Here is a 12,662-nt window from a genome sequence, read left to right on the forward strand (position 1 = left end):
TGGCCGGGCTCAGCCGGTCGAGCCCGTGGTCCCCCCGCTGCCGGTGGCGCTGCTGCCGTCCGCCGCTCCGCCGTTCGCTCCGCCGGCTGCGCCCCCGTCGAGGGTGTACTGGCGGACCCAGTCGACCTGCATCTGCGTCTCCTTCCCCGACCCGCCCTTGGGGAACCAGTCGAGCTGGATGCAGAGGTGCATCGGCCCCGGCGGCTGCACCTTCTGCTCGGTGGTCTCGAACCACTTCTCGCCGTCGACGTAGGCGGTGATCCGGTCCGGCGTCCACTCCAGGGCCCAGTTGTGCCACTGCGTCGCGTCGATCTCGACCGAGCCCTCGACCTGGGAGTTGTCCGCGCCGTAGTGGAAGAACGCGTTGGTCTTCTGCCGCTCGGGGTCCATCATCTCCATGAAGTCGAGCTCGCCGCCCTCGGGCCAGTTCTCCGCGGTGGGCCAGAGCAGCAGCAGGGCGTTGTACGACGGGTCCCCGACCGGCGCGCGCACCCGCCCCTCCCAGCGTCCGTACTGCTGGGAGCCCTCCTTCCACGCCATGCCCGCGGTGTTGCCCTGGCTGTCGCCGGTGATCGTCAGGACGCCGTCGGCCACCGCGGCCGCGTCCGGGGTGCGACGGCCGTTGCCCGCGTGCCCGGCGCCGTCGTAGATGCTCCAGCCGTCGGTGCCGTTGTCGAACTCGTCGGCGCGGACCGGCCGGCCCCAGCCCAGCTTCGCCGCCGCGGTGGTGCCCTCGGCCGCCGTCGCACCGCCGGTGGTCGCACCGCCGGCCTCCGGGGTGCTCCCGGTGGCGGGCGCGGGATCGGTCGCGCCACCCGAGCCGGTGGGGCAGGGGGCGGGGGTGGTCCGGCCGGCGGTGCCACCGGTGAGGAGGCCCGCGGCGGCGTCGTCGCTGGTGCCGTAGGCGGTGGCACCGGACTCGTCGGGGGCGCCGGAGGCGGTGCCGCCGCTGCCCGAGTCGCCGCTGCCCGAGTCGCCGCTGTCCGAGTCGCCGCTGCCCGAGTCGCCGCTGCCCGAGCTGCCGCTGCCCGAGCCGCTGCCCGCGTCGCTGTCGCCGGGGCCGTTGTCGTCCGAACCGGAGCCTCCGGAGCCGCTGTCCCCGGAGCCGCTGTCGTCCGATCCGCTGCCGCTCCCGGAGTCGTCCGACCCGCCGGCTCGGCGCCGGTCGTCGGAGTCGTCCGACCCGTCGGAGCTGTCGGCGCCGCCGGCCCCGCCGTCCTCCGGCTCGCCGGACGGGTCGCCGCCGGCCCCGGCGGACCCGGACCCGGCGGTGGACCCGTCGGCACCGGACCCGCGCTCGCGATCCCCGCCGCCCGAGCTGTCGGAACCCGACCCGGAGCCGGAGCCCGACCCGGACCCTCCGGAGCCCGACCCGGCCCCGGAGGACCCGCCCGACCCGACGCACACCTCGCCGTTGGCCCCCAGCTCCAGGTCCGGACGCGGCGCACCGGCGGCGTCCTGCCCGGAGCTCACCGACGGTGTCGCGGACCCCCCGGGTTCCACCCCCACCAGCTCCCCGGCAGGGCCCAGCGCCAGCAGGACGACCGTGACCCCCTTGGCCAGCAGGGACTTGAGCAGCTGCTCGAGCTCGTCGGCGGTCATCGCCCACTCCAAGGTTCGGTCACGTCAGTCGTCCACGTCGGGGGTGTCGGTGGTGATGGGGGTGTCGGCGGTGACCAGCCAGTGGCCCGCCGCATCGAGCGCCATGACCACGCGGGTACGCCAGCGCCGGACCTCGGGGGCCGCGCCGGGGCCGGCCGTCGTCGTGCGGACGGTTGCGACGAGCGCGGTGCGCCCGCGGGCCCAGTCGGTGGCGCCCTCGTCGAGGTCCTCGACCTCGGCGGTCCGTCCCGTGCCGGGCGGCGGCGGGTCGAGGACGGGCGCTCCGGCCGCGGCCGGGCTGCCGGGCAGTGCGTACGGGGTGCCGTCGAGGGTGGTGCCCGCGGCCGCGCCGGCCCGGGTGCCGTGCGCGGCGACGAGGTAGGCGCGTGCCACCGCCCCGGGCGACGACGGCCGCGTCGCCGGCACGGGTGGCTCCGCTCCGCGGACGGGACCGGGATCACCGAGGGCGTCCCGGTCGGCCGAGGTCAGCACGGCCTGCGACGGCGGTCCGGGCAGCAGCGCCGGCACCAGCAGGGCCAGGGGCACCGCGAGGACCGCGGCGAGCACGAGCAGCGGCAGGGAACGTCGCACGGGATCACTCCGCGAAGCTGATGTGGACATGGTCGTAGTGGCCGCCGGTCGCGTCGGAGGTGTCGTAGACCCCGCCGCCGGTGTAGCGACGGCCCCAGCCGGAGCCGTCGGCGCGCACCGAGGGGTCCCAGTAGCGGCCCTGCCAGATCAGGTACTCGACCTTCAGCGGGGCCGCGTTGCGTTCCAGCCAGTGCGCGATCGCCCAGCCCTCGTCGAGGTCGGCGCCCTTCGCGAACGCCCCGGCCTCCCCGGTGAACACGTCGCAGGCCCTGCCCTTCGGATGGTCCGACCGCGGGTTCTGCAGGTGCTCGTCCCAGCAGCCGACCGTCTCGATGGTCGGGCCGAAGACCGCCCGGACCGCGTCGAGACCGTGCTTCGTCGCGCCGGTCAGGCAGCCGTCGGAGCGCACCGGATCGGGTTCGTGGCAGCCCGTCGCGCCGCCGGTCCAGGCGGGTGCCGGTGCCGACGCGGCGTCCTTCGCCGCCGGTGCCTTCGCCGGGGCGGCCTTCTGCGGCGGCGGCGGGGACGACTCGCGGTCGTCGACGGCCGTCGTGCCGGAGTAGTCCGCGACGAAGCCGTGCACCGCGTCGAGGTAGCGCCGGATCGCCGACGCGCAGGCCTGCGAGCAGTCCGCCTCCCCGCCCGTCGGGACCCCCGACGCCGAGCCGGTGACCCGGCTGCAGCCCGCGATGTGGCAGACCAGCATCGCGTCGAGCACCGGCACGTCCTTCGGGGTCGTCGCCAGGTACCCGGCGGCGGCGCGCAGCGTCGAGCAGAGCCACGGCACGACGACGCGCAGGTGCCCCTCCGGCTCGGTCAGCGCCGCGTCCGGCCACGGTGCGCCCCCGGCCGCGACCCAGGTCCGTTCCGAGACCTGAAGCAGCCCGGCGGCGGTGCCGGTGCGCAGCTCCGGATCCCATCCCGACTCCGCCTGCACCTGGGCGACCACCCAGGCCGGTGGCAGCTCCGGGCAGCCCTGCGAGGTCAGGTCCGTGACCAGGTCGAGGTACGGCCGCGCCGCCTCCGGCACGCGAGCCGCGTCGACGCCCGAGGTGACCGGTTCCGCGGCCGGTGCGGCCAGGACCTGCCCCGCCGCCCCCAGCAGGAGTGCGACGACGACCGGCACGATCAGCAGCGCTCGCACGGCTCACCGGACCGGCCCGGTCGGGACCGCCAGCACCCCGCGCAGGGGTCGCAGCCCACCGACGCCGGCCGGGGTGAGCGGCCGGTCGAGCCGGCCGGACGTCGTCAGCGCGGTGACGATCCGGCCGATCGCGTCGGCGTAGCGGCGGACCGCGGCCGAGGGCCCGGGCCGGGTGAGCACCCCGGCCGCGTCCGACCACGGGTCGGCCGAGCGGGCCCAGCCCGGCACCGCGGGCAGCGCGACGACGGCCGCCCAGCCGGGACCCGCGGCGTCGGCGTCGATGCCGTCGGGGTCGGCGGTGCCGGGGTGCAGGACGAGGACCGGTGCGCCCGGCCCGGGCGCCGGGGCGAGGAGGGCCGCGGCGGCCAGCCCGGCCACGGTGTCCCGGGTGACGACGACGTCGGGCAGCAGATCCGGCCCGCACACCCGTCCCAGGTCACGGCCGTGCAGGGCCCGGGCGACGGTCGTCGTCCCGACCCCGCCGGCCAGCCCCCCGACGACCGGTATCCGCCCGCTCACCGCGCACCGCCCCGGGCGAGGTCGACCGGCGACGGTCGCCGGGCCGGCTCGGCCTCGGGTCCCGCGTCGACGACGAGCCCGTCGCCGGTGAGGACCACGCCCACCTCCAGCCGGACCCATCGCGCGGCCAGCCCGCGCCAGCCGCGCGCGGCCGGGGCCGGGGCACCGGCGGGCGCCCCGATCGGGTCGTCGGGTTCGGGTTCCGGCGCGGCCGTCCCGCGGGCGTCGACGCGGCGGTAGGGCACGACCCGCACCCGGACGTCGACGACGGCGCGGTCGCCGTCGGTGCGGACGCGGCCCGGCAGCACGAGGTCGGCCCGCTGGCGTCCGGTCCCGGTCCAGCCGAGCAGCCCGTCGGCCGCGGTCGTGGGCAGGTAGGCGGAGAGGACGCGGCCGCGGCGGACGACGTCGTCCTCGTCCCAGGACAGCAGGTCCGCGGCGAAGGCCCCGGCCAGCGCGGACGCCTCGGCGGGGTCGACGGGCGGCGACGGGGTCCCGACCGGCGCTCCGGCCGAGCGGGACACCGGACCGTGATCGGACGGCGTCGGGCCGGACGGTGCCGGGCCGGACGGTGCCGGGCCGGACAGCGCCTGCGTGGCGGGCGCCGATCCCGAGGACGCCGGGCCGGAGTGCACAGCGGGCGTCGCCCGTCCGGACGGCGCCGCCGAGCCGGACGAGTCCGGGTCAGCGGGTGCCGGACCGGACGCAACGGCCGCGGTGTCGGACGCGGAGGGCGGCACACCGGGATCCGCGCCGACCTGCGAGCCGTCGGCCCGCGGCGTCGCGGCGGGCGCCCACGCCGCCCAGGCCGCGGCGACCTCGTCGGAGATGGGGGCGGTGGCGGTGGCGGGGACCGGGGCGACGGCAGGGGGCGGCCCGGCCGGCGGCACCGGCGGGAAGCCGAAGGGATCGGTGACCGGCTCCGGCTCCGCGACCGGTTCCTGTGGCGGCCGCCGCGGCGTCCAGACCGCCGGTCGCGCCGCCGCGGTCGCGGGGCCCTCGGCCACCGGAGCGTCGGGTGTCCCACGGGTCGGCGGAGCCGGGGCGGCCTCCCGGGCCCGGGGCGCGGCGGGCCGCGGAGCCGGGGCGGGGGCCGGGTCGTCGAGCCACGGGTCGGGGCCGTCGTCGAGGGGGCGCCCGTCGCGGGCGGTGCGGCCGAACAGCCGGAACGGGGACATCGTCGTCGCCCGGGTCATCGACGCCGGTCGGGGTGGTGCTGGATGGACATGTCCCTCCGTCCCGTACGCGCACCCGGGGCGGGTGTGCGGAGGGGGACGGTAGGAACGTGCGGGCGGTGAGCGGGCCCGGTCGCGGAGAATGCTTCGCGATGGCGAAGCCGGTCAGCCGGGGATCTCCCAGGTGTGGACGGGCTGGTTCGCGGTCGAGTGCGCCAGGTAGCGCTCGAGCATGCCGCGCAGCGCGGTCATCCGGTCCGCGCCCCGCGCCTCCAGCGCGGCGACGGTGTCGATCTGCCACGACGACCCGGTCTGACGCGTGACGCAGCGCCGCTCCAGCACCGTCAGGTACCGGTCGCAGACCGCGCCGGAGACGCCCCAGCGGGCGAGACCCTCGTGGGCCAGGGGGAGCAGCTTGCGCAGGGCGAGCTCGTCGGGGAGCACCCAGCCGGTGCCGGGCCAGTACAGGGGAGCGTGCATGCCGTGCTTGGCCGCCGTCTGGAAGTTCTCCCGCGCCGCCTCGAACGACACCGACCGCCACAGCTGCTGGTCGGCCTCGACCAGGGTGCGCAGCAGGCCGTAGAAGAACAGCGCGTTGGCGACCATGTCGACGGTCGTCGGCCCCGCGGGGAGCACCCGGTTCTCGAGCCGGACGTGCGGGGTGTCGCCCGTACTGTCGTAGATCGGCCGGTTCCAGCGCCAGATCGTGCCGTTGTGCAGGGTCAGCTCGGGCAGGTCCGGGAAGCCCTTGTCGCGCATCTGCGTCGCCGGGTCCACATCGGACGTCAGCGGCATCAGCGCCGGGAAGTAGCGGGCGTTCTCGGAGAACAGGTCCAGCACCGAGTCGATCCAGCGTTCACCGAACCACACCCGCGGCCGTACCCCCTGGTTGTGGAACTCGGGGGTCCGGACGTCGCAGGACTGCTCGAACAGCGGGATCCGGGTCTCCGACCACAGCTGTGACCCGAGCAGGAACGGCGAGTTCGACCCGAGCCCCAGCTGGACACCGGCCAGGCACTGCGCGGCGTTCCAGTAGCGCCCGAAGTTGGCGGGGGACACCTGCAGGTGCAGCTGCATCGAGGTGCAGGCCGCCTCGGGAATGATCGTGTCGAAGTCGGCGTTGACCCGCTCCTCCGGCGAGCAGCCGGCGATGTCGATCCGGATCGGCTCGCCCCGGGCGTTGAGCATCTGGTCGTTGAGCGCCTCGTAGCGGTCCTCGGGGGAGATCGCCTCGGCGGTCATGTGTGCCGGGTCCAGCGTCGGCAGGATCCCGATCATGACGAGCTGGGTGCGCAGGTCGCCGGCCTTCGCCCCGGCGCCCGCGAGCAGGTCGAGCAGCTCGTGCTCCAGCTGGCGCCACTGGTCGCCGGGCAGCGGCCGGGGCGGCAGGTTCAGCTCGAGGTTCCAGCGGCCGAGCTCGGTCTGCCACTCGCCCGAGTTGATCGTGTCCAGCACGTCGCCCCCGTTGAGCGACGGCGCCAGCTCCGTATCCACCAGGTTGAACTCGATCTCGACGCCGGTCATCGGCTCCGTGTCGGAGAACGGGTAGCTGCTGAGCAGGTCACCGAGAGTGTCCAGACAGCGCTGCACCTTGATCCGGTACCGCTGGCGGTCGCGCCGGCTGAACGTCGTCCGGTCGACCACCTGACCCATGCGCGAACCGACCTCCATCGAACGGGGAGCGCCTTCTCACTCACACGGCGGAGGACCGTGCCGAAGGAGGCGGCACTACACCGTGTCATATCGCCGGACCGGGCGGTACCGGCTGACCGGGCGACCAGGCGCGGCGAACGGTCCGTGACGTGGGACGATCGGGCGTCGTGGCCATACTCACCACGGTCGAGCACTCCGACGACCCCCGAATCGACGACTACCGCGACCTCACGACCGCCGATCGGCGCCCGGATCGGCCCGGTGGGCGCGGGCTGGTGATCGCGGAGGGTGTCGTCGTCGTGCGTCGGCTGCTCGACTCGCCGTATCCGGTGCGCTCCCTGCTGGGGGTCCCGCGTCGCCTCGACGAGCTCTCCGACGATCTCGCCGGCGTCGACGTCCCGGCCTACGCGACCGACGCCGACACCATGGCCCGAGCGGTCGGGTTCCACCTGAACCGGGGGGTGCTCGCCGTCGCCGACCGGGCTCCCGCGCCGTCCCTCGACGACGTCCTGGCCCGCGCCCGCACGCTGGCCGTCTGCGAGGGGGTGGGGGACCACGAGAACCTGGGGTCGTTGTTCCGCAACGCCGCCGCCCTCGGCGTCGACGCGATCCTGCTCGGCCCCGGCTGCTCGGACCCGCTGTACCGGCGCAGCGTCCGCGTCTCGATGGGGCACGTGCTGCGGGTCCCGTTCACGACCCTCGACGGCGCGTGGCCCGCCTCGTTGGACCGGCTGCGGGAGGCGGGGTTCACCGTCGCCGCCCTCACCCCGTCCGCCGACGCCGAGCCCCTCGCCACGGCGGGCCTGGGCGGCCGGAAGGTCGCGCTGCTGCTGGGTGCGGAGGGTCCCGGCCTCACCGACGAGGCACTGGCCGCCGCCGACCGCCGGGTCCGGATCCCGATGGCGAGCGGCGTGGACTCGCTCAACGTCGCGACGGCCGCCGCCGTCGCCTTCCACGCCGTCACCGGCGGGGGCTGACCGCGAGCGGCGCGGTCCCACACCGGATCCGTGCTCCCACACGGGACCGGATCCGGTGCGGGAGCACGGAACCCGTGCGGGAACGTGTCAGCGCTGGCCGCGGACGCCGAGCAGGACCTCGTCCCACGACGGCATGACCGGCTTGCCCTTCTTCGTCCGCCGCGACCCGGCGGTGGACGGGCGGCGCGGGGCCGCGCTCTCGGTGTCCTGTGCCGGAGAGGGGTCCGTCTCCGGGTCCGAGCCGTTCGACGACGACGTGCCCGGTGCCCCGGTGGCGGCCGCGGCGGTCCCGGTGGGTGCGTCGGTGCCCTCGTCGGGGGCGTCGCCCGACGCGGCCGGGGAGGCCTCGCCGTTCTCGGCCGAGGTGCTCGTGGAGCCCGCGGCGGTGCCCGCGGACGCCGGGGTGGTCGGTGCCACGGTGGTCGACGCGGCGGTCCCGGTGTCCTGCGCCGGGGCCGCCGTGGCCGAGCCCGGGTTCGTCGTGGTCGGTGCGGCGTCCGACGCGGGGGTGGCCGTGGCCGCTTCCGGCGAGGTCGTCGCCGACGACGCGGCCGGGCCCGCCGCGTCGCCCGCGGACCCGGAGTCCGTGGCGGACGTCTCCGCACCGGACGCGGTCGTGTCGCCTGCGTCCGGGGCCACCGCGTCCGTGGCGGCCGCGTCCGTGCCGGTCCCGTGGGGGGCGGCGGAGCCGGTGCCTGCCGGCACCGGGGCGCCCGGGTCCGCGTCGGTGGTGTCCGAGGCCGTCGACTCCCGGCCGGTCGGGCCCGCGCCGACCGGTGCCGCGGCGGCCGGGGCCGGGACGTTCGAGGAGACGCCGTCCGAGGAGACGTCGTCCGGCGAGGTACCGGTCGAGGCGGAGCCGTTCGGGGCCGCGCCGGTCGTGCCTGCACCCGTGCCGGCCGCCGCGGTCGTGTCGGCGCCGGGAGCGTCCGCGGTCGAGGCAACCGTGCCGTCGGTGGTCGCGGAGTCGACCTGCGAGGTGCCGGCCGCAGCGGAGGACCCGGCGTCCTCGACCTGCTCGGCGCGCCGGGGGACCACGGGCGCCGCGGCGGCCGGGGCCCGGGTGTCGTCCGGGCGGGCGCCCGCGGTGCGACCGGGCGTCTCGACGCGGGTCCGGGGCGGCGGGGGGCTCGCCCGGCGCTGCTCGGGCGCGATCCCGCGCCCGGCCCAGGCCTCGGGCTGCTGCCCACCGGCGGCCGCGACGGCGCGCGCCGGAGCGGCGGTCGTCGGGGCCTGGGGGGTGTGGTCCTCGTCGCGGGCCATGTCGACCACCGCGCCGAGCGGACGCAGCGGGCGTGCGGGCAGACCCTCCACGAGGTCGGAGGCGTGCTCGTCCAGCGCAACGACGGTGCCGCCGTGCGCGCCGGGCTGGAACGCCCAGTGCGCGGCGTTGTCCGAGCGGCCGGTCTGCCACGTCAGGACGACGACCCACTTGCCGTCCTCGCCCTTCCAGGAGTCCCAGCCGGCTCCGCCGTAGTCCTGTCCGCGCAGGCCGAAGGTGTGCGCGACGGTCTCACCGAGCGTGCGCGAGTCGGGTCCGTCGGCGCGCTGCGGGTGGGCGCCCTGGGCCAGCTCGGCGGTCCGCGACCGTTCGAGCAGGACGGGATAGGCGAAGCGTTCGATCTTCTGGGTCGGGACGCCGGCCGCGGCTGCGACCTCGTCGACCGACGCGCCACCCCGGATTCGGGCCTGGATCTCCCGTGGGCGCAACTGGCTCTCCAACTCGATCGCGATCTGGCCGAGCCGGGTCACGTCACCCCGTGCCGCGGCCCGCAGCTGCTCGTCGGCCGGCACCGTGTAGCGCTCGCGACGCCCCGGGTCCTCGAGGACGACCGAGCCGTCCCCGGTCACCCCCACGACCCGCAACGCGCGCATCGACCTGACCTCCTGCTGTCGTCCCCGTCCGGGTGACGGTAGATGGCGAGGGGTCCGTGCCGGGTGAGGCGCGCCGGGCGAGTTCTGCCTGGTCGACAACACCTACTCGCCCGGGGGACCGCCGAGCCGTTCTCACTCACCGTGCGCAGCGTCGCACAGTTCGTGGCTCACGAGGTAATTGGGGCGATTGATACGCGTGTGACTACAACGAGTTGCTATCGATCACGCAACGACGCCGCGCCGCGACGCAACCCGGCGTGTGCGGTGCCGGAGCCGCCCCGATCCGTAACAGGACGGCCGGGACGTATCCCCCCGGCGCGGCATCAGGACGGGGACGGCAGCGGGGCCGTCGTGGCAGGTGGACGCGAGGCACCTGCCGGCGCGCTCCTGCCGCGGTGACCGGACCCGCCCGGCGATCCCCCGCCCGCGCGGTGATCCACGGTTCGCGCGGCGATCCACGGTCCGCGCGGCGATCCGCGGTCCGCGCGGTGATCCGCGGCCCGCGCGCGTCCGGACGCGCGCACACGACGGAACTGCGCGCGCCATGTGGATCACCGGCCGACGCGCACGCCGGCGCCCGCTGTCCGCCGCGCGTCGCCCCGGGCGGCGCGGTCGTTCGCCGCCGGCGTGGGCGATCCCCGCCCGCCCCGACCCCGGCCGGATCCGCCCGAGGCCGGGTTCGCGACACCGGCACGGCGTCGGCGGCGTCGCGGGACGACATCGCCCGCAGGCCGGGAGCGCGCGGACTCCGAGCGCGCGACGGCGACGAGCAGGAGAGCGGCCGCGGGCGGCCGGGGAGCGGCGCCCCGGTGACGACGGTCGGGGTGCCGGCGGACACCACCGCCACGACGAGGGCCGCCGCCGGGTGGGCCGACCGTAGCCGGTCGACCCACCTCGGCGGACGGTCCTCGTCCACCCGGGAAGAGGTGGGGTCAGGAACCCAGCCGCTCCACGACCCAGTCGATGCACGCGGTCAGGGCCGAGACGTCCGACGGCTCCACGGCCGGGAACATCCCGATCCGCAGCTGGTTGCGGCCCAGCTTCCGGTACGGCTCGGTGTCCACGATCCCGTTCGCGCGCAGCGCCTTCGCCACCGCGGCGGCGTCGACGGCGTCGTCGAAGTCGATCGTGCCGACCACCAGGCTGCGGTGCGCCGGGTCGGTGACGAACGGCGACGCGAAGCTGCTCTTGTCGGCCCAGGTGTAGAGCCGGTCGGAGGAGTCGCGGGTGCGTGCGACGCAACCGTCGAGCCCGCCCAGCGCGTTCATCCAGCGGACCTGGTCCTCGAGCAGGAACAGGGTCGCCAGCGACGGCGTGTTGTAGGTCTGGTCCTTACCGGAGTTGTCGACGGCGGTGGCCAGCGACAGGAACGGCGGGATCCAGCGGTCCGACGCGGCCAGCTCGGCGACCCGCTCCAGGGCCTTCGGGCTCATGATCGCGAGGAACAGGCCGCCGTCGGAGGCGAAGCCCTTCTGCGGGGCGAAGTAGTAGACGTCGGACTGGGTGATGTCGACCGGCAGCCCGCCGGCGCCCGAGGTGGCGTCGATCAGCACGAGCTGGTCGTCGGTGGTGCCCGCGGGCCGGTTGACGGGCACCGCGACGCCGGTCGAGGTCTCGTTGTGCGCCCACGCGATGACGTCGACCGACGGGTCGCTCACCGGCTCCGGCGCGCTGCCCGGGTCGGCCTTGACGATCACCGGGTCGGCCAGGAACGGCGCGCCGGTGGTGGTGTCGGCGAACTTCTGGGAGAACTCGCCGTAGGTCAGGTGCAGCGAGCGCTCACGGACCAGGCCGAACGCGGCCGCGTCCCAGAAGGCGGTGGAGCCGCCGTTGCCGAGGACGACCTCGTAGCCGTCGGGCAGTGAGAACAGCTCGGCCAGCCCGGACCGCACCCGTCCGACGAGCTCCTTCACCGGCTTCTGCCGGTGCGAGGTGCCCATCAGGGAGTCACCGGTCGCGGCGAGGGCGGACAGCTGTTCGGGGCGCACCTTGGACGGACCGCATCCGAAGCGGCCGTCCTGCGGAAGGAGATCGCCGGGGATCTTCAGATCGGCAGGGGAGGTCACCCCACCAGTGTCGCAGCCGGACCGGCGTGCCGTGCGACGAGTGCTGCGCGCCACCCGCCGGCGTCACCGGGTGACGGCAGGGGCGCGGTGCGAGCGCCGGTAGGCGAGCGGGGCCATCCCGATGTCGGCGTGCAGCCGCTGGCGCAGCGCGGCGGTGGTGCCGAAGCCGGAGCGGGCCGCGACCTGCTCGACGGGGAGGTCGGTGGTCTCCAGCAGGCGTCGCACGAGGTCGAGGCGGCGCGCGGACAGCCAGCGCCCCGGGCTGGTGCCGGTCTCGGCGCGGAAGCGGCGGGTGAAGGTCCGCACGCTCATGGACGCCCGTTCCGCCAGCTCCTCGACGGCGAGCGGCCGGTCGAGGTGCTGCAACGCCCACTCGCGCACGGCGCGGGTGTCGGGGCCGCCGCCGGGGTCGGGGACGTGGGACTCCACGAACTGCGCCTGCCCGCCCTCCCGCCACGGCGCGACGACGTTGCGCCGGGCCGTCGCCGCGGCGGTCCCGGCGCCGTGGTCGCGGCGCACCAGGTGCAGGCAGAGGTCGATGCCCGCGGCGACGCCCGCCGAGGTGAGGACGTCGCCGTCGTCGACGAACAGCACGTCGGGGTCGAGCTCGACGTGCGGGTACAGCGCGCGGAAGTCGTCCACGTGCGCCCAGTGGGTGGTGGCGCGGCGGCCGTCGAGCACCCCGGCGGCGGCGAGGGTGAACGCGCCGGTGCAGATCGCGACCACCCGCGCGCCGCGGTCCACGGCCCGGCGCACCAGGCCGAGGACGGCCGGGCCCGGGTCGCCGGTGTTCGGGCCGCGCACGGCCGGCACGACCAGGGTGTCCGCGCGCTCCAGCGCCTCGATCCCGTGTTCGGGCAGCACCCGGTACCCGGCACTGGTGCGGACCGGGCCGCCGTCGACGGTGGCGACCCGCACGTCGTAGAGGGGGGTGCCGTCCGCCGTGGTCGTGGTGCCGAGGATCCGCTCGGGGATGCCCAGCTCGAAGGCGATCACCCCGTCGACGGTGAGCACTCCGACCCGGTGCATGGCCGAATTCTTGCACATGTCGTCCGAGCGG

The 12,662-nt window shown here is 76.3% G+C and carries 10 protein-coding genes; 1 reads left to right on the forward strand and 9 read right to left on the reverse strand.

Going from position 1 to position 12,662, the window contains the following annotated elements:
• Window positions 1-9 precede the first annotated feature (9 nt).
• The 6 genes from MTO91_RS03040 to MTO91_RS03065 form a co-directional block, all read right to left on the reverse strand.
• Entirely contained in the window at window positions 10-1,602 is a 1,593-nt protein-coding gene (locus MTO91_RS03040) for a glycoside hydrolase family 16 protein (RefSeq protein ID WP_476653697.1), read from the reverse strand.
• Between the two features lie 24 nt (window positions 1,603-1,626).
• Window positions 1,627-2,193, reverse strand: a complete 567-nt coding sequence (locus tag MTO91_RS03045; protein ID WP_476653699.1) for a hypothetical protein — start codon at window positions 2,191-2,193, stop codon at window positions 1,627-1,629.
• A 4-nt stretch (window positions 2,194-2,197) separates the two neighbouring features.
• Window positions 2,198-3,337, reverse strand: a complete 1,140-nt coding sequence (locus tag MTO91_RS03050; RefSeq protein WP_405419763.1) for a VldE C-terminal domain-containing protein — start codon at window positions 3,335-3,337, stop codon at window positions 2,198-2,200.
• 3 nt (window positions 3,338-3,340) lie between these two features.
• A complete protein-coding gene (locus tag MTO91_RS03055; RefSeq protein ID WP_476653701.1) occupies window positions 3,341-3,856 on the reverse strand; it encodes a hypothetical protein in 516 nt (171 codons plus the stop codon).
• Window positions 3,853-5,052: a hypothetical protein gene (locus MTO91_RS03060; protein WP_476653703.1), complete on the reverse strand. Its 1,200-nt coding sequence runs from the start codon at window positions 5,050-5,052 to the stop codon at window positions 3,853-3,855. The genes MTO91_RS03055 and MTO91_RS03060 overlap by 4 nt, the downstream gene beginning before the upstream one ends.
• A gap of 144 nt (window positions 5,053-5,196) precedes the next feature.
• Window positions 5,197-6,684: a glutamate-cysteine ligase family protein gene (locus tag MTO91_RS03065; protein ID WP_476653704.1), complete on the reverse strand. Its 1,488-nt coding sequence runs from the start codon at window positions 6,682-6,684 to the stop codon at window positions 5,197-5,199.
• A 167-nt stretch (window positions 6,685-6,851) separates the two neighbouring features.
• Here MTO91_RS03065 and MTO91_RS03070 point away from each other — a divergent pair, with 167 nt between their 5' ends.
• Window positions 6,852-7,661 carry a TrmH family RNA methyltransferase gene (locus MTO91_RS03070; RefSeq protein ID WP_208827030.1) on the forward strand — a complete coding sequence of 270 codons (810 nt, stop codon included), beginning with the start codon at window positions 6,852-6,854 and terminating at the stop codon, window positions 7,659-7,661.
• A gap of 87 nt (window positions 7,662-7,748) precedes the next feature.
• Here the strand turns inward: MTO91_RS03070 and sepH are convergent, their stop codons facing one another.
• The 3 genes from sepH to MTO91_RS03085 all read right to left on the reverse strand — a co-directional run bounded on the left by sepH (window position 7,749) and on the right by MTO91_RS03085 (window position 12,631).
• The gene (sepH, locus tag MTO91_RS03075) at window positions 7,749-9,536 is read right to left on the reverse strand and encodes a septation protein SepH (protein WP_476653707.1); all 1,788 of its coding nucleotides are present in this window, start codon (window positions 9,534-9,536) and stop codon (window positions 7,749-7,751) included.
• A gap of 932 nt (window positions 9,537-10,468) precedes the next feature.
• Window positions 10,469-11,602 carry a phosphoserine transaminase gene (gene serC, locus MTO91_RS03080; protein ID WP_405419751.1) on the reverse strand — a complete coding sequence of 378 codons (1,134 nt, stop codon included), beginning with the start codon at window positions 11,600-11,602 and terminating at the stop codon, window positions 10,469-10,471.
• Between the two features lie 63 nt (window positions 11,603-11,665).
• Window positions 11,666-12,631: a GlxA family transcriptional regulator gene (locus MTO91_RS03085; RefSeq protein WP_476653709.1), complete on the reverse strand. Its 966-nt coding sequence runs from the start codon at window positions 12,629-12,631 to the stop codon at window positions 11,666-11,668.
• Window positions 12,632-12,662 lie beyond the last annotated feature (31 nt).

Source organism: Pseudonocardia sp. 2-7, from assembly GCF_056341085.1.